The organism is Micromonospora sp. CA-246542, from assembly GCF_050942905.1.
In the GTDB taxonomy this organism is placed as follows: domain Bacteria; phylum Actinomycetota; class Actinomycetes; order Mycobacteriales; family Micromonosporaceae; genus Micromonospora.
The window spans coordinates 550,203-567,540 of sequence record NZ_CP192040.1 but is presented as its reverse complement, the minus strand read 5'-3'; the positions used below and the strand labels follow the sequence as shown (position 1 = coordinate 567,540).

The 17,338-nt window shown below is 72.0% G+C and carries 14 protein-coding genes and 1 pseudogene; 3 read left to right on the top strand and 12 right to left on the bottom strand.

The window, feature by feature from the left end; translation table 11 throughout:
* Positions 1 to 47 precede the first annotated feature (47 nt).
* The 5 genes and pseudogenes from ACQP0N_RS02760 to ACQP0N_RS02740 form a co-directional block, all read right to left on the bottom strand.
* Positions 48 to 2,258: a bifunctional glycosyltransferase/CDP-glycerol:glycerophosphate glycerophosphotransferase gene (locus ACQP0N_RS02760; RefSeq protein ID WP_433117299.1), complete on the bottom strand. Its 2,211-nt coding sequence runs from the start codon at positions 2,256 to 2,258 to the stop codon at positions 48 to 50.
* A 16-nt stretch (positions 2,259 to 2,274) separates the two neighbouring features.
* A pseudogene (locus ACQP0N_RS02755) lies at positions 2,275 to 4,316 on the bottom strand (DUF5941 domain-containing protein).
* Entirely contained in the window at positions 4,313 to 5,059 is a 747-nt protein-coding gene (locus tag ACQP0N_RS02750) for an ABC transporter ATP-binding protein (protein ID WP_355049175.1), read from the bottom strand. Before ACQP0N_RS02750 ends, ACQP0N_RS02755 begins: the two are co-directional and overlap by 4 nt.
* 1 nt (position 5,060) lies before the next feature.
* Positions 5,061 to 5,888 (bottom strand): ABC transporter permease, encoded by an 828-nt coding sequence (locus tag ACQP0N_RS02745; RefSeq protein WP_355049176.1) that lies wholly within the window; start codon positions 5,886 to 5,888, stop codon positions 5,061 to 5,063.
* Positions 5,889 to 5,960: 72 nt separating this feature from the next.
* Positions 5,961 to 7,331 carry an L-serine ammonia-lyase gene (locus ACQP0N_RS02740; RefSeq protein ID WP_433117296.1) on the bottom strand — a complete coding sequence of 457 codons (1,371 nt, stop codon included), beginning with the start codon at positions 7,329 to 7,331 and terminating at the stop codon, positions 5,961 to 5,963.
* A 486-nt stretch (positions 7,332 to 7,817) separates the two neighbouring features.
* On the opposite strand from ACQP0N_RS02740, the gene ACQP0N_RS02735 reads away from it, so the two are divergent.
* Positions 7,818 to 8,027 (top strand): PspC domain-containing protein, encoded by a 210-nt coding sequence (locus ACQP0N_RS02735; protein WP_007454856.1) that lies wholly within the window; start codon positions 7,818 to 7,820, stop codon positions 8,025 to 8,027.
* 445 nt (positions 8,028 to 8,472) lie between these two features.
* Here ACQP0N_RS02735 and ACQP0N_RS02730 read toward each other — a convergent pair whose 3' ends face one another.
* The 7 genes from ACQP0N_RS02730 to pdxH form a co-directional block, all read right to left on the bottom strand.
* Positions 8,473 to 9,267 carry a DUF4230 domain-containing protein gene (locus ACQP0N_RS02730; protein WP_433117294.1) on the bottom strand — a complete coding sequence of 265 codons (795 nt, stop codon included), beginning with the start codon at positions 9,265 to 9,267 and terminating at the stop codon, positions 8,473 to 8,475.
* A gap of 99 nt (positions 9,268 to 9,366) precedes the next feature.
* On the bottom strand, positions 9,367 to 10,527 hold the full coding sequence (locus ACQP0N_RS02725; protein WP_433117292.1) for an acyl-CoA dehydrogenase family protein: 1,161 nt from the start codon (positions 10,525 to 10,527) through the stop codon (positions 9,367 to 9,369).
* A 53-nt stretch (positions 10,528 to 10,580) separates the two neighbouring features.
* Complete coding sequence (locus tag ACQP0N_RS02720; protein WP_278124939.1) at positions 10,581 to 10,886, bottom strand: type II toxin-antitoxin system VapB family antitoxin; 306 nt, start codon at positions 10,884 to 10,886, stop codon at positions 10,581 to 10,583.
* Positions 10,887 to 11,073: 187 nt separating this feature from the next.
* Complete coding sequence (locus tag ACQP0N_RS02715; protein WP_433117290.1) at positions 11,074 to 11,676, bottom strand: nitroreductase family protein; 603 nt, start codon at positions 11,674 to 11,676, stop codon at positions 11,074 to 11,076.
* The gene (locus ACQP0N_RS02710) at positions 11,676 to 12,605 is read right to left on the bottom strand and encodes an aldose 1-epimerase family protein (RefSeq protein WP_433117289.1); all 930 of its coding nucleotides are present in this window, start codon (positions 12,603 to 12,605) and stop codon (positions 11,676 to 11,678) included. Before ACQP0N_RS02710 ends, ACQP0N_RS02715 begins: the two co-directional genes overlap by 1 nt.
* A gap of 18 nt (positions 12,606 to 12,623) precedes the next feature.
* Complete coding sequence (locus ACQP0N_RS02705; RefSeq protein ID WP_433117287.1) at positions 12,624 to 13,922, bottom strand: MFS transporter; 1,299 nt, start codon at positions 13,920 to 13,922, stop codon at positions 12,624 to 12,626.
* Positions 13,919 to 14,548 (bottom strand): pyridoxamine 5'-phosphate oxidase, encoded by a 630-nt coding sequence (pdxH, locus tag ACQP0N_RS02700; RefSeq protein ID WP_433121378.1) that lies wholly within the window; start codon positions 14,546 to 14,548, stop codon positions 13,919 to 13,921. Before pdxH ends, ACQP0N_RS02705 begins: the two co-directional genes overlap by 4 nt.
* A gap of 280 nt (positions 14,549 to 14,828) precedes the next feature.
* On the opposite strand from pdxH, the gene ACQP0N_RS02695 reads away from it, so the two are divergent.
* The gene (locus tag ACQP0N_RS02695; protein ID WP_357123927.1) at positions 14,829 to 15,935 is read left to right on the top strand and encodes a citrate synthase 2; all 1,107 of its coding nucleotides are present in this window, start codon (positions 14,829 to 14,831) and stop codon (positions 15,933 to 15,935) included.
* A gap of 202 nt (positions 15,936 to 16,137) precedes the next feature.
* Positions 16,138 to 17,265, top strand: a complete 1,128-nt coding sequence (gene serC, locus ACQP0N_RS02690) for a phosphoserine transaminase (protein WP_433117284.1) — start codon at positions 16,138 to 16,140, stop codon at positions 17,263 to 17,265.
* The last annotated feature ends 73 nt before the right edge of the window (positions 17,266 to 17,338 follow it).

Below are 17,338 nucleotides of genomic sequence, written 5' to 3'. Positions count from 1 at the left end.
TTCGGCTTATGACGACACCATTACACGGCGTACAGGGGAGCGAGCGGTCAGCAGCCCTGCGGCTGGTCAGGCAGCTCGCCGAGGAAAACCTGGCGCACCACCCGCTCGGCAGCCCGCCCGTCGTCCAGCCCGCAGAACCGGCTGCGGAAGCGCTCGCGGGCCTTGTTCGCCGCGTCCGAGCGCACCTCGTCGGTCCGGAACAGATCGAGCAGGTCGGCGAACGTGGCGGCCACCGCGCCCGGTGGCTCCGCCGTGACGTCGAAGTAGACCCCCCGGGCCAGGCGGTACGCGTCCCAGTCCGGTGTGTAGAGCACGATGGGCCGGTCCAGCACCGCATAGTCGAACATCGCCGAGGAGTAGTCGGTGACCAGCACGTCGGCGACCAGGTAGAGGTCCTCCACGCGCTGGTAGCCGCTGACGTCGCGGACCCGGAGGTACTCGGACGGACGACCGGGTCGGCGCTCCCGGTCGTGGAAGTAGTGGCTGCGCATCAGCAGCCGACCCGAGTCACCCAGCGCGTCGACGAACCGGTCCGGGTCGAACGGCGGCCGGTAACCGGGCAGGTGCTCGCGATGCGTCGGGGCGTACAGCACCACCTGCTCGTCGGGGGTGAGGCCGAACTCGGCGCGCAGCCGGCGCACCTCGTCGGGACCGGCGGCGACCAGCCGGTCGTTGCGCGGGTAACCCACCTCCAGGGTGGCGTACGTGGCCGGGTAGGCCCGGTCCCACATCTGGGTGGAGAAGCTGTTGGAGCTGACGCTGTAGTCCCAGCGGTCCACCCGGCGCAGCAGGCCGGCGAAGTCCATCCGGCCCGCGCCGATCGGATAGCGCTGCTGATCCAATCCCATCACCTTGACCGGCGTGCCGTGATGGGTCTGCACGTGCACCTGCTCCGGCCGCTTACGGACGAAGTCCGGGTAGTTCACGTTGTTGACCAGCCACCGGGCGCGGGCCAGCACCCGGTAGTAGGCCGGGGTGCCGGCGACCACGTACTCCACCCCGTCCGGCACGGCGTCCACCCGGTCGCGGCGCACGATCCACACCCCGCGCACCTCGGGGGCCAGCCGGCGGGCGGCCTCGTAGATCGCGGCCGGGTTGCAGGAGTATCCCCGGAACCAGTAGGCGGCGTACACCGCGAGCGTCGGGTCCACCGGCCGGCGCAGCTCCGCCCGGTAGTACTCGCGCAGCAGGCCGTCGCGGGTGAGCCGGGCGCCGCGCCGGGCCACCGGGCCGACCCGACGCCGGGCGGTACGCGCCTGACGGCGGGCCGTGTCGCGGGCCCGGCTGGCGGCCCGCAGGGCACTGAACGTCCGCCACCGGCCACTCGCGACCAGCCGGTGCTTCACCCCTTCGACGCCGTCCGGCACGGGGTACCCCCCGACCGGCAGCCACCGCGCGTAGTCCGCGGTGATCTGCGCGAAGAACACCGGCCGCAGCTCGGGGGCGATGCGCTGACCATTGCCGAGCACGGTGAGGTAGTGCCAGATCATCCGCTCGAAGACCGCCGGCCGTAGCGCGTCCACGGTCGGCGACCAGGCATCCATCAGGAGGAAGACCCGGTGCCACTGGGCGAAGACCTCGAAGTGCCGGTCCCCCCGGGTCTTCGTGATCGCGCCGGCGCGGCGCTGCCGGTAGTTCACGCACACCCGATCGAGGACGCCGATCCGACGCGCCCCCATCAGCACCGGGTAGCTGAACGAGACATCCTCGTACCAACCGGCCGCGAAGCGCAGACCCAGGTTGACCAGGAACTCCCGGCGGACCAACCGGTTCCAGGCGGTGTGCAGCAGCCGCATGGCCTCCGGCCGTTCCCGCAGCGCGAACGTCTCCGGACCGGGCGACTCGGGGAACACCTCGGCCATCGCGCTGCGGGTGGCGGTGTCGTTCCAGTGTGTCCGGACGTGGTCCACCAGCAGCACGTCCGGCCGGGTCGCCCGCAGGCGGTCGGCCACCTCCGACAGGCAGTCCGGCGCCAGCCAGTCGTCCCCGTCGAGGAACCACACGTACTCGCCGACGGCCCGGTCCAACCCGATGTTGCGGGCTGGACCGAGACCGACGTTCTCCGACAGTCGGACGGCCCGGACCCGCTGGTCACGGGCCGCGTACTCGTCGATGATCTCGCCGCTGGCGTCCGGCGAGCAGTCGTCGACCGCGATCAGCTCGAGGTCGGTCTCCGACTGGCCCAGGATCGAGTCCAGGCACTCGCGCAGATAACCCTGCACCCGGAAGGCCGGCACCACGAAACTGATCAGGGTCATCCGGCCGCCCCTTTCGTCAGCGCGGCGCGACACCTCCCGCGCCCACCGGCGCGGCCGACGCCCGCGCGCCACGGGCCGGCCGGACGAACCAGGCCAGGACGACGCTCACCACGAAAACCACGAGAAGGTACGCACCGAGTGTAGCCATGCCGATACTCACGACGCCGGCAATCGCCAGGAGGGCGAGCAGCACCGATCGTCCGTCCCAGCCCAGCGTGGCGGCGTGCAGCGGGGGCGCCGCCTGCCGCTTCTCCAAGCGGGCCGTCAGGTCGTAGTGGTGCACGGTGAGCACGAAGACGTACCCGAAGATCAGCCATCCCGGCGCGCCACCGACCACCCCGACCGCGATCGCGAACAGGTACTCCGCGGCCCGCAACGCGGCCGGCACCAGCCAGTCCAGCGGCCCGTTGTGCGCGGCCCCCGCGCCGAGGCCGCCGGCCAGCAGCACCAGCAACGCCACCGGCACCGCCCAGCGCAGCCCGTCCGGCGCGTCGCCCAGCACGGCGGCGACCAGCAGCGCCGCCGGACCGAGCGCGGCGATCACCGCCAGGGTGAACGGCCCCATCGGGCGGACCACCGGCAGCCGACGGGCCAACGGACCGTCGTCGCGGTGCAGGGTGGCGTCGACCGTGTCCAGCACCGGCACCCACATCCAGCGGGCCCGCAGCGTCCGCAGGGCACCGGTGTACGCGAACGCCAACCCACCCCACACCAGCACCGCGATCAGGCTGACCAGCGGGTTGAACAGCGCCACGGTCAGCGCGATCAGCGCCCACCGCTCCCCGATCGGGAAGACGACGGTCCGCTTCAGCCAGTACGACACCGAGCCGGTGTCCGCCTGCACCCGGGTGGAGGCCGCGTTGAGCCGGTCGCCGATCCCGCCGCTCGCACCCGTCGTCGTCCTCGGTCGGCGGGCCGCCTCGTCGTGCAGCGCCCCGTACCAGGTGTCGGTCATGTGCCGAACGGTCTGCAACGTCATCGCGGCGATGGCGAGGGCCCAGCCGTTACCCAGCCCGGCGTGGCTCACGCCGAAGCCCAGCCCGGCGTAGACCAGGTACTCCTTGGCCCGGTCGGCCATCGTGTCCAGCCAGCCGCCCCAGGCGCTGAAGTGCCGGGTGTAGCGGGCCAGCTGGCCGTCCACGCAGTCCAACACGAAGCCCAGGTAGAGCAGCACCGCGCCGCCGACGAGCGCGAGCCGCCCACCGACCCCGAACAGCACCGCCGCACCCAACGCGAAGAGCACCGAGATCACCGTCACCCCGGTCGGGGTGAGCCGTAGCCGGGCCGCCAACCGCACCACGTACGGCGACCAGGTGCTGACGAAGTACGTCGAGAAGAAGTCGTCGCGCTCCTTCACCGACAGCCGCAGCTCGGCCCGGTCCTCGTCGACCGACGTCACCGCCGCCTCGGCGGCGACCAGGGCGGGGGCGTCCTCGACCCGGTGCGCCACGAGCAGACGTACCCGCTGGGCGAAGATCAGGGTGCCGAGGGCCGCGAGACCCGCGACGAGCCGGTCCACGGCGGACCCGGGGTCGTCGTGGCCGGCGCCCCGGTCGCCGGCAGTGGCGACACCTCGCCGGCCGGGCCGACCGGGGCGGCGACCGGCCGCGCGCCGACGGCGGCGGCCCGGGCGGCGGCGGCGAGGGTCGGCAGGTCTTCCACGCCGACCCGGAGCGCGCCACCGAACACGCCGGTCGCCTCGCCGTCGAGAGCGTCCAGCGGGCCCGCGTCGACCACCTGGCCGCGCTCCTCGCGCACGGCCGTCCGGCCCGGCACCGGCGGGTCACCCAGCACCAGCGCCACGGTCGGTCCCACCGGGCTGGTGGCGAGGTGCCGCAGCACGGCGGTGTGCGCCACCAGGTCGGTGCCGCTGACCAGCAGCGGACCGGTGGCGGCGTCGGCCAGCGCGGCCAGCTCGTCCAGGGTGGCGGCGAAGCGCACCTCGGCCGCACCGGCCCGGCGCAGCTGGTCGGCGAGTCGGTCGGCCAGCGGCTCGCCGCTCGCGGTGGTGAGGCCCGCCGCGGACGTCCCGGCGGCGAGCACGATCGCGAGCGTCACCGCGGGACCGCGGCGTGGTACGCGTCGAGCGCCTCGGCGATCGTGCCGTCGAGCGTCAACCGGCCCGCGTCGAGGTACAACCCCCGACGGCAGAACCGGGTCAGGTCCTTTTCGTTGTGTGACACCAGCACGAGCGTGCGCCCCTCCCCGAGCAGACGGTCAATCGTCGCGTAACACTTCTTGCGGAACTCCGCGTCCCCGACCGCGGTCACCTCGTCCATCAGCAGGATCGGGTGCGGCAGGTGCGAGATGATCGCGAAGCCCAGCCGCACCTTCATCCCCGACGAGTAGTGCCGCACCGACGTGTCGATGGCCCGTTCCACCTGCTCGCCGGCGAATTCGACGATCTCGTCGAAGTGCCGCTTCAGGTAGCTCGTCGACAGCCCGTGCAGCCCACCGACCAGGTGCAGGTTCTCCCGGCCGGTCAGGTCGTTGGAGAAACCGGCGGACAACTCCAGCAGCGGCGCCACCGCGCCGTGCACCCGGATGTCGCCCTCGTCCGGGATGAGCACGCCGGCGATCAGCCGCAGCAGCGTGCTCTTGCCGGTGCCGTTACGGCCGATCACGCCGACGGTCTCGCCCGGCTCGACGGTGAACGACACGTCGCGCAGCGGCCAGAACTGGCCGGGCAGGGCACCGCGACCACCCCGATGGATGAACAACTCCCGCAGCCGCAGCTGCCGGCGACGGTTGCGGACGAACCGGATGCCCAGACCGTCCGCCTCGATGATCGGCGTAGCCACGTCAGAGCTCCTTGAGCACGGCGGGCTCCAACCGGCGGAACGACCACCAGCCGGCGGCCAGCACCAGCAGGCTGCCGACGATCGTCGTGGCGAGCAGCCGGGCGTCGGGAAACTCGTCCGGGTACCAGATCGCGTGGTGCAGCTGGAAGATCCCGACCAGCGGGTTCAGCTCGTACACCACCTTCAGCCAGTGCGGCAGGCCGGACTCGCGGACCAGGCTGAGCGGATAGATGATCGGCGTGGCGTAGAAGAGCACCCGGATGATCAGCCGCATCAGCCGTTCCACGTCGCGCATCAGCACGTTCCAGGCCGACAGCAACAGGGCCAGCCCGATCAACAGCACGGCCTGCACGGCCACCGCCAGCGGCAGGGCGAGCAGCGACCAGCCGGGGTGGATCCGCCCGTGCGCCGCGTAGATCACCGCGATGGCGGCCAGGATCGGCAGGCCGGCCGCGTACTCGGCGAACCGCCCGCTGACCCGACCGATCGGAAAGACCTGCCGGGGCACGTTCATCGTGGTGATCAGCCGGGACTGGCCGGTCAGCGCGTTCGTCGCCTCGCTCAGCGCCGAACTGGTCCACATCCAGGCGAAGATGCCGGTGATCAGGAACAGCGGGTACGACCCGGCGGCCTCGCCGAGGTGCCGGCCGGTGTCGCGGGAGTAGAGCACCCCGAACACGAACCAGTAGATCGCGCCCATGCCCAGCGGCTCGATCAGCGACCAGAAGTAGCCCAGCACCGACTGCTGGTACTTCACCGCCAGGTCCCGCCGGACCAGGATGCGCAGCGAGTTGCGGTGCGACCACAGGGCCGCGACGCCAGAGGTCACCGCCGCCTCCCGCCTCCTGAAAACGGACGCCAGGTTAGCAGTCGGTGAACGAATGCCCTGAATCGACCGGCTTCAGCACTCGATCACGTTGACGGCCAGACCGCCACGCGCCGTCTCCTTGTACTTGACCTTCATGTCGGCGCCCGTCTCCCGCATGGTCTTGATGACCTTGTCCAGCGACACCTTGTGCACACCGTCGCCGCGCAGTGCCAGCCGGGCGGCCGTGATCGCCTTGATGCTAGCCACGGCGTTGCGCTCGATGCAGGGGATCTGCACCAGGCCACCCACCGGGTCACAGGTCAACCCGAGGTTGTGCTCCATCCCGATCTCGGCCGCGTTCTCCACCTGCTCCGGCGTGCCGCCGAGCGCCTCGGCCAGGCCTGCCGCCGCCATCGAACACGCCGAGCCGACCTCACCCTGGCAGCCGACCTCCGCGCCGGAGATCGACGCGTTCTCCTTGAACAGCACCCCGATCGCGCCGGCCGCGAGCAGGAACCGCACCACCCCGTCGTCGTCGGCTTTGTCGATGAAGCGGCGGTAGTAGTGCAGCACCGCCGGGATGATCCCCGCCGCGCCGTTCGTCGGGGCGGTCACCACCCGACCTCCGGCGGCGTTCTCCTCGTTCACCGCCAGGGCGAACAGCGTCACCCAGTCCATCGCGTGCAGCGGGTCGGCCGTCCCGGCGTCCGCCTCCAGGCCACGCCGCAGCTCCGCCGCGCGCCGCCGGACCTTCAAACCCCCGGGGAGTACGCCGTCCCGCTCGCAACCGCGCTGCACGCACTCCCGCATCACCCGCCAGATCTCCAGCAGGCCCGCCCGGATCTCCGCCTCGCTGCGCCACGAGCGCTCGTTGGCAAGCATCACCTCGCTGATCGACAGCCCGGTACGGGTGGTGACGTCCAAGAGCTGCGCCCCGGTCAGGAACGGGTACCGCACCCGCGTCGTGTCCGGCTTGATCTTGTCCGCGCCCGCCGCCGCCTCGTCCACCACGAAACCGCCACCGACGGAGTAGTAGGTGCGGGTCCTGACCTGCTCCCCGGCCGCGTTGAAGGCCGCGAAGGTCATCCCGTTCGGGTGGTACGGCAACGACCGGCGGCGGTGCAGCGTCAGGTCCCGATCGGGCTCGAAGTCGATCTCGTGCGCGTCGAGGAGGCTGATCCGCCGCTCGGCGCGGATGCGCTCGACCCGAGGACCGACGGTGTCCGTGTCGACCGTCTCCGGAGACTCGCCGGCCAGCCCCAGCAGCACCGCCGGCCCGCTGCCGTGCCCGTGCCCGGTGGCCCCCAGCGACCCGAACAGCTCCGCCTGCACCCGCGCGGTGTCGGCGAGCAGCCCGTCGGCCTTGAGCCCGGCGACGAACGTACGCGCCGCCCGCATCGGCCCCACCGTGTGCGAGCTGGACGGCCCGATGCCGACGCTGAAGAGGTCGAAAACACTGATCATGGCTGCGCTTCCTCGGCGTGCTCCCGTGGTGCGGGGTCCGCCCGGTCGTGGCCGCCGGTCGGCAGCCCCGCTCGTGACCGCCCGGTCGGGTGGCCGCCGGTCACCCTGGGTGTGGGTGCCCGACCTGCGAGCCTACCCGCCCAGCTCACCCCTCAACCGAGTGCGGCGGCGGGGCCACCCGTCCGCCGCCCGCCGGCCGCGTCCCGGCCACCTGCGCGCAGCCTTCATGATCACGCTCGATCCTTGTTGTAGTGGCCTCGCGAGTGACGGGAAGCCACTACATCCAGGATCGAGCACGACCTTGGCGAGGGCGCGGGCGCGCGGCGGCGCGGGGCGGGGCGTGGGGAGGCGTCGAGCGGGGCCGCACGGGTAAGTACCTACGGGTCCACGGGCCGCCAATCCTCCTCGGGACCGAGGGCGGGATGGCCACCCCTTTCTACCGTGGATTGCAGACGCGGCGCACCGCCGCAGAGTGGGAGTACGACGATGAGTCGCAAACTGGTCCGGCCCCGCCAGGGGCGCATGCTCGCCGGTGTCTGCGCCGGCCTCGGTCAGCGGTTCGGCATGTCGGCCGGGATGGTCCGGCTGCTGTTCCTGCTGTCCCTGCTGCTGCCCGGCACCCAGGTGATCGTCTACCTGATCCTCTGGATCCTCATGCCGAACGAGGACCGCTACCTCGCCTCGACCGGCCACTGACCCACGACGACAGCACACCGCGCAGCGCAGCGCGGACCGGAGGCCACCACGTCAATCGATGTGGTGGCCTCCCGGCGACGCTTCACTCCGAGATCTTGGACAGTTTCCGTTAGCAGCCAACGGAAACTGTCCAAGATCTGCTCATCGCGCACCCGGACGGCGGCGGGACGGGTGAAGAGCACGGCCCCCGACGGTGGTCGGGCGAGGGCAGCCACCGCACGCGCGGCCCGGAAGGTGGCACCTGGCCGCGGACGGCCCTACGACGACGCCCGCCCCGACGGTGGTCGGGGCGGGCGCGGCTGCGATTCGGAAGCGCCGGGCACCGAGGCCGGGCGACGAACTCCCGGGCACCGTTGCCGGGCGACGAAGCCGGGCGACGGACTCCCGGGCACCGGGTCACCCCGGCGTCGAGGTGCTGACATGCCCGGGAGCCGGAGCGCCGGGGTCAGGGGGCCGTGTAGGTGACCGTGACCTGCTGGTAGCCCAGCGAGCGCAGCAGCCCTTCCAGCATCTTGCGGGTGTTCTCCTCGGCGCGGGCGGAGAGCCCACTGTCCCGGGCGGCGGCGGTGATCCGCTCCTCGGCGAGCTGGTAGATCTGCTGCTGCCGGTTGGGGTCGTTACCGACCAGGTCACCGAGCCGGTTGAGCAGGCCGCGCTGCTCGGCGAAGACGTAGCTCTTCTCCATGTCGAGGTTGGTCTCGCCGAGCTGCGGCGCGGGCAGCTTGATCTCGACGGACTTGCCGTCGGCGGACTGCACCACGGCACCTTCACCGATCTTGGTGAAGTCGACGTACGCCTCGATGCTGCCGGCTCCGACGAACAGCGTGCGCTCGTTGAGCAGGAAGTCCGGGACGTTGCGCCGGTCGTTCTGGGTGTCGACCACGACCTGGAAGTTGCCTTCGGCCGCCACGTAGCGGCTCAGATCCTGGATCGACTTCAGCAGCGGCGGCTGGCTGCGGTCGGTCTGCTCCTTGGCGAACGGGTTACGGAAGTCCGGCAGGAAGCCGGTCGCCTGCACGCCGAGCAGCACCACCACGGCCAGCGCGGCGGCGCCGAGCAGCAGGAGCAGCCCGCGGGCCGCACCCCCACCCCCACCCCCACCGGTGCCGGGACCATCGGTGCCATCCGGCCCGCCCGGAGTCGGGTCGGGTGTCGCGGCCGAGCGTTCCCTGAGGTCGTCGCCGGTCGGGTAACCGGGGAACTCCCTCGTGGGCTCGTTGATGTCAGCGTCGCGAGCCATCACACTCACCGTCCTCGTCAGACACGTCGTCTGTCAATGACGGTACGGCCCCCGTACGACAGCCGCGCGGCGAGCGGCCGGAATGCGTAAACGGGCAGGTCAGGCGAAGGCGGAGAGCCCGGTGAGCCGCTGGCCGACGATCAGCTGGTGGATCTCCGAGGTGCCCTCGTACGTCAACACGCTCTCCAGGTTGTTCGCGTGCCGCAGCACCGGGTACTCGCCGGAGACGCCGTTGGCGCCGAGAATGGTGCGACACTGCCGGGCGATGGCCAGCGCCTCCCGCACGTTGTTCAGCTTGCCGACGCTCACCTGGTCGGGGCGGAGCCGGCCGGCGTCGGCGAGCCGGCCGAGGTGCAGCGCGAGCAGTTGCGCCTTCACCAGCTCGACGGCCATGTCGGCGAGCTTGGCCTGGGTGAGTTGGAACCCGGCGAGCGGTCGGCCGAACTGGGTGCGCGTGGTGGCGTACGCCAGGGTGGTTTCCAGGCAGTCGCGCGCCGCGCCGACGGCGCCCCAGACGATGCCGTGGCGGGCCTCGGTCAGGCAGCTCAGCGGGGCCTTGAGCCCGACGGCCCCGGGCAGTTGGGCGTCGGCCGGAAGCCGGACGTCGTCGAGCACGATCTCGCCGGTCAGCGACGCGCGCAGCGACATCTTGCGGCGGATCTCGCGCGCCGTGACGCCGGGCGTGTCCATGGGTACGGCGAAACCGCGTACCCCGTCGTCGGTTCGCGCCCAGATCACGGCGACGTCGGCGATCGGCGCGTTGGTGATCCACATCTTGCCGCCGGTGAGCACCCAGTCGTCGCCGTCGCGACGGGCCCGGGTGGCCATGGACCCCGGGTCGGAGCCGTGGTCGGGCTCGGTGAGGCCGAAGCAGCCGATCGCCTCGCCGGTCGCCATCGGGGGCAGCCAGCGCTGCTTCTGCTCCTCGCTGCCGAAGCGCCAGATGGCGTACATCGCCAGCGAGCCCTGCACCGAGACCAGCGAACGCACACCGGAGTCGGCGGCCTCCAACTCCTGACACGCCAGCCCGTACGCGACGGCGGACGCGCCCGCGCAGCCGTACCCGCTCAGGTGCATGCCGAGTAGCCCGAGCTTGCCGAACTCCCGGGCCAGCTCGCGGGCCGGCACGCGACCCTCCTCGTACCAGTCGGCGACGTGCGGGCGGACCCGGTCGTCGACCAGTCGGCGGACGACATCGCGGATCTGCCGCTCCTCCTCGGTGAACGACGGGTCCAGGTCGAGCAGATCGAGGGCAGTCATGCCGTCACCTTAGTGAAGCCTCAGGCCGCGCCGCTCACTCGATGGCCCGCCGCTTACTCGATCGGCTCGGAGAGGACCAGGACCCGGGCGTGGATCTGGTTGCGCTGTTGCAGCGCGGCGCGCAGCGCGCGGTGCAGCCCGTCCTCCAGGTAGAGGCCACCGCTCCACTGCACGACGTGCGGGAAGAGGTCGCCGTAGAAGGTCGAGTCCTCCGCGAGGAGCTTGTCGAGCGCCAACTCGCGCTTGGTGGTGATCAACTGATCCAGACGCAGCGGACGGGGCGGAATCTCCGCCCACTGCTTGAGCGTCAGGTTGTGCTCCGGGTAGGGACGCCCGTCCCGGACCGCTCTGAAGATCACGACGGCACGCTCCCCTCCCCGAGACCGGACGGACCGACGGCGCCGAGCCGGGCCGCGGCGGACGCCGCGTGGCGCGGCGCCGATGACCGTGCCAGCCTAGCGGCCCCGCGCACGCGACGTTCTGCTCCCTGATGTCAGTTTCGCCATCGCTCGTCCGATCCTCAACCCGACGAACGGGACGCCGCGCTCAGCTCCACCGGCCGCGCCGCACCACTTCATCCATCCCGCGACGGCCACGACGCAACGATGGTGACCGATGGTCCGCCGCTCGGTAACCGATTGTGACGGCACCGATGGGCTGGTACTTCGCCGGCACGCCGAAGCTCTCCCGGTACGCGGTCAGCCGCTGGGGAGGGATTCCGAAGAAACACGCACCCAGCCCCTCGTCCACGGCGGTGAGCAGCATGAGCAGCGCGGCGAAGCCGGTGTCGACGTACCAGTAGGGCACCGGCCAGCGGTCCTTCGACCGGTCGGTCCAGCCCTTGTCGGGCTCCGCGTACCGCGTCAGGTAGGCCGACTCGTTGGCGTGCGGCACCACGATGAGCGGCGCGCGGCGCATCCCCGCCAACCAACGCTCCCGGCCTCCGCCCTCCGGCGTGGTGGCCGCCCAGAACCGCTCCCGGTCGGCCGCCTCCTCGAGCACCAGGAAACCCCAGCCCTGGGCGAAGCCGGCCGACGGGGCGCGTACGGCGTGGTCGAGCAGCCGGTCCACCACGTCGGGCGGGACCGGACGGTCCGGGTCGTAGTTGCGGACCATCCGTCGACGGCGGACGACCTCGGCGAACTCCATCAGGCCCCGGGACGGATGCCCCAGGCACCCCGCCAGGTCGTGCCGGGCTTGAGCGCGAGCACGTCCCGGCCCGACCGGAACGCGTCCGGCGGGCAGGTCATCGGCTCGATCGCCACCGACCGGCGGTGTCGCTCGCCGGTGAGCGCGTCGCCGGTGAAGACCTGCCACCAGCCGAACTCCGCGTCCGCCCAGATGCTCACCCCGGACGAGGAATCCGGTGCCGCGAGGCTCACCGAGGAGCCGCCGTCGGCGTCGCGGACGACCTCGCCGAAGCACAGGTCCAACTCGGCGTCGCCGATCCGGCGCGGGCTGGTCCAGTCGTACTCGGTGCCGGCCACCGGCGTCGCGCCGACCGGGAGCAACCGGCCGTCCACCATGATCCGGGTACGCGCCGGCAGCCGCATGACCAGGTCGTCCACGGCGACACCCGGCAGTTGCAGGTACGGGTGCACGGAGAAGCCGAACGGGGCGACCTCGGTGCCCACGTTCGTCACCTCGTGCTCGGCCCGCAGGCCGTCCGCGCTCACGCTCCACCGGCTGACCAGCCGCAGCGGCCACTCGTAGCCGGGCTGCGGCGGCAGGTCGTAGCCGAGGGTCACCGCGTCGGTGGACTGCTCCAACAGCCGCCACGGCACCCAGTTGACCAGCCCGTGGATGGCGACGTGCCGCTCCGGCTCGGTCAGCGCGAGCTGGTGCGTCCGGTCGCCGTACGCGTAGCGCCCGTCCCGGATCCGGTTCGGCCAGGGCGCGAGCACCTGTCCGGCGCAGCCGGGGCAGACCTCGTCGACGCCGTACCCGTCGAGCAGGTCGACGCCGTCGTGCCGGTACGTCCGCAGCCCGCCGCCCACCTCGACGATGACGGCCTCGTGGCCCGCGGCGACGATGGTCCACTGTGCGCCGGAGAAGGGGCGCTGCTCAGGGCTGTCCATGCCGGCGACCCTAACCGGTCACGGCCGGTCGCCGCTCGACGCCGTCGTGGCCCGGTAGCGCAGCAGCGCCGGGAAGGCGACCGCGAGCACCACGACGAGCACCGCCGAGGCGAGTCCGCCGGCGACCCAGGCCACCCCGCCGCCGAACCCGGCCGCCATGGTGCCGGCCCGCAGGTCGCCGAGGCGCGGGCCGCCGGCCACCACCACCGTGTTGACGCCCTGGAGTCGGCCGCGCATGCGGTCCGGCGCGTACACCAGCAGCATGGACTGCCGGAGTACGGCACTGACCAGGTCGGCGGCGCCGGCCACGGCGAGCAGCAGGACCATCAGCCAGAGCTGGTGGGCCAGTCCGGCCGCGGCAATCGCGACGCCCCAGGCGACCACCGCGACGACCAGGCCGACCCCCTGCCGCCGCAGCCGACCGATCCAGCCGGAGGTCAGCCCGCCGATCATGGAGCCGATCGCGATGGCGCTGTAGAGCAGGCCGACCGAGCCGCCCCCACCGAACCGCTCGTTGGCGATCTCCGGAAACAGGGCCCGCGGCATGGCCAGGATCATCGCGATCAGGTCCACGCCGAACGAGAGCAGCAGGACGGGCGTGGTGGCCAGGTACCGGAAGCCGTCGATCACGCTGGCCAGGCCGGCCCGGCGGACCTGCCCGTCGGCGGTCGGTTCGGGCGGCAACGCCGGCAGGCGCAGCGCCGCCCAGAGCATCGCCGTGAACAGCACCGCGTCCAGCCCGTACGCGATCGGCAGCACCACCCGCGTGTCCGACGAGGCGGCGAGGATGAGGCCGGCGGCGAGCGGACCGGCGACCGACGCGGCGGTGAAGGTCGTGTAGTTGAGGGTGCTCGCGGCTGGAACGAGGTCGTCGGGGACCAGCCGGGGCAGCATGGCGCTGCGGGCCGGCGAGGTGATCGCGAAGGCCACCGACTGCACCGCCATCAACGCCAGCAGCAGCACCGGACTGCCCACGTTCAGCAGCGCCTGGACCAGCAGCCCGAGGGTGGATGCCCAGAGCAACAATGAGCCGCCGAGCAGCACCGCACGGCGGTCGCGGGCGTCGGCGACCGCGCCACCCCAGAGCCCGAAGATCAGCAGGGGTACGAACGCGGCGATGCCCAGCAGACCGACCCAGAACGAGTCCCGGGTGAGGGCGTACATCTCCACCGGCACCGCGACGGCGGTGAACTGGAAGCCGAACATCGCCACGGTGTTGCCGAGCCACAGCCGTCGGTACGCCGGGACGCGCAGCGGACGGACGTCGATCGCCCAGCGTCGCGCTCCGCGCGGCCGGGCCTCCTGCACACCGGTCACGGCGCCAACCGCTCGACGATCCAGTCGCTTCCGTCGACGCGACGGAAGCGCAGGCGGTCGTGCAACCGACCGGACCGGCCCTGCCAGAACTCCACCGAGTCCGGCCGGACCCGCAGGCCACCCCAGTGCGGCGGGGGCGGGATGGCGCTCTCGTCGGCGTACCGCTCGGCCACCTCGCGGTAGCGCTCCTCCAACGTGGCCCGGTCCGGCACCACGGACGACTGCGGGCTGGCCCACGCGCCCACCTGCGACCCGCGCGGCCGGCTGGCGAAGTACGACTCGGTCACCGCCCGCTCGACCGGGGCGATCGATCCTGCGACCACCACCTGCCGCTGCATCGGAAACCACGGAAAGACCAGGCTGGCGTACGGGTTGCCGGCCGCCTCGACGCCCTTGCGGGACAGGTGGTTGGTGAAGAAGACGAAGCCGTCCGGGTCGTACCCCTTGAGCAGCACGGTCCGCCCACTCGGCCGGCCGGCGTCGTCGGCCGTGCCCACCACCATGGCGTTGGGTTCGGGCAGCCCGTGAGCCACCGCGTCGGCGAACCACCTGTCGAACTGGGTGTACCAGTCGGCGGCCAGGTCAGCCTCGGTCAGGCCCAGGTCCGCGGCGTACTCGTTACGCATCGCGGCCGGGGCGGGTGTGTCGCCCGTCACGTCCCCACTCCTTCTCGGCGTGCTGACCGGCGCCCTCCCGCGCTGGCCAGACCGCTTCGCCCAGTCTCACCGACCGGCGCGGAGAATGCGCGCCCTGAGATGTCGCGTGCAGCACAGTCGCACTGGGTCGCGTATCCGGTTACCCAGCAGGCAAGATGTTCCGAACACATCCCTGAGGGTCGCCTAAGGCGCTCGGCCGACCGGGCCGGATCAGCTGATCGGGCGTACCGACCAGATCCAGGAGAGCGACATGGCCGACTTCAAACCCGGTCTGGAGGGCGTCGTCGCCTTCGAGACCGAGATCGCCGAACCCGACCGCGAGGGTGGCGCGCTGCGCTATCGCGGGGTCGACATCGAGGATCTGATCGGCCAGGTCTCGTTCGGCAACGTCTGGGCGCTGCTGGTCGACGGCCGGTTCGGGCCGGGCCTGCCGCCGGCGGAGCCGTTCCCGGTGCCGGTGCACTCCGGTGACATCCGGGTTGACGTGCAGTCGGCGGTCGCCATGCTGGCGCCGTACTGGGGCCTCAGCCAGCTGCTGGACATCTCCGACGAGCAGGCCCGCGAGGACCTGGCCCGGGTGTCGGTGACCGCGCTCTCCTTCGTCGCCCAGTCCGCTCGCGGTCTCGGCCTGCCGGCCGTGCCGCAGAAGGAGATCGACAAGGCGCAGACCATCGTCGAGCGGTTCATGAAGCGCTGGCGGGGCGAGCCGGACCCGCGGCACGTCAAGGCCGTCGACGCGTACTTCATCTCGGCCGCCGAGCATGGCCTGAACGCCTCCACCTTCACCGCGCGCATCGTCGCCTCCACCGGCGCCGACGCGGCGGCCTGCATCTCGTCGGGCATCGGCGCCCTCTCCGGCCCGCTGCACGGTGGCGCGCCGTCGCGCGTGCTCACCATGCTCGAAGCGGTGGAGCGCAGCGGCGACGCGGAGGGCTACGTCAAGGGTGTCCTCGACCGTGGTGAGCGGCTGATGGGCTTCGGCCACCGGGTCTACCGCGCCGAGGACCCGCGCGCCCGCGTGCTCCGACGCACCGCCAAGGAGCTGGGCGCACCGCGCTTCGAGATCGCCGAGGCGCTGGAGAAGGCCGCCCTCGCCGAGCTTCAGGCCCGCCGTCCGGACCGGGTGCTCGCCACCAACGTCGAGTTCTGGTCGGCCGTCGTGCTGGACTTCGCCGAGGTACCGGCGCACATGTTCACGTCGATGTTCACCTGCGCGCGGATGGGCGGTTGGAGCGCGCACATCCTGGAGCAGAAGCGCCTCCAGCGGCTGGTCCGGCCGTCCGCCCGCTACGTGGGTCCGGAGACCCGCAAGCCGTCCGACGTCGAGGGCTGGGGCGCCGTACCGCACGGCGTCTGAGCTGCTCACCGGGGCCCCCGTCCGACGTTCAGCGTCGCACGGGGGCCTCTTCGCGTCGCGTCCCGTTCGACAGTGGCGGTGTGGCGAAGGACTCAGACCGCCCGTCGGGACCCCGGCCGTCGCCGCCAATCCCAGGTGCGAGGATGAGGGCCGGCAGTGTCGCCGGGCCCGCCCTCGCCCTTGCGGAAGGATCTTCAGAACCGTGGCTGACGCACCGATCATCCGGATTCCCGACGAGATCAAGCCCGCCGACGGCCGTTTCGGCTGCGGCCCGTCCAAGGTCCGTCCGGCGGCCGTGTCCGCGCTCGCCGAGGTGGCGACCAGCTACCTGGGTACGTCGCACCGGCAGAAGACGGTCCGCGACCAGGTGGCCCGGCTGCGCTCCGGCATCGCCGAGTTCTTCTCCCTGCCCGAGGGCTACGAGGTCGTGATCGGCAACGGCGGGACCACGGCGTTCTGGGAGGTCGCCACCTTCGGCCTGGTCCGTGACCGGGCCCAGTTCGCCAGCTTCGGCGAGTTCGGCGCGAAGTTCGCCAAGTCGGTCAAGGACGCCCCGTTCCTGGGCGAGCCGACGGTCCGCAAGGCCGAAGCGGGCAGCGCCCCGGCCCTGGTCGCCGAGGCCGGCGTGGACGTCTACGCGACGCCGCAGAACGAGACCTCGACCGGCGTGGCCGTGCCGATCAGCCGGGTGGCCGGCGCGGACGAGGGGTCGCTGCTGCTGGTCGACGCCACCTCCGGCGCGGGTGGCCTGGAGGTCAACGTCGGCGAGACCGACGTCTACTACTTCGCGCCGCAGAAGTGTTTCGGCTCCGACGGTGGCCTCTGGCTGGCCCTGATGTCGCCGGCCGCGCTGGACCGGGCCGCCGAGATCAAGGCGTCCGGCCGTTACATCCCGGCCTTCCTCGACCTGGTGACCGCGATCGACAACTCCCGGCTCGAGCAGACCTACAACACCCCGGCGCTGGCGACCATCTTCCTGGCCGCCGAGCAGACCGACTGGATGAACGCGCAGGGCGGCCTCGCGTGGGCGGCGAAGCGCACGGCGGAGAGCGCCGCCACGGTGTACGGCTGGGCCGAGCGGTCCACCGTGGCCACTCCGTTCGTCGCCGACCCGGCGCTGCGGTCCAACGTGGTCGCGACGATCGACTTCGCCGACGGGGTGGACGCCACCGCGATCGCCAAGGCGCTGCGGGCCAACGGCATCGTCGACACCGAGCCGTACCGCAAGCTCGGCCGCAACCAGTTGCGGGTGGCGCTGTTCCCGGCCGTCGAGCCGTCCGACGTCGAGGCTCTGACCGCCTCCATCGACTACGTGGTCGAGCGCCTCTGACCTTCGTCACGGTGGGTGTCCGTTGACGCCTCGATGGACACCCACCGTGATCATTGCCGCAGCTCAGTCACGA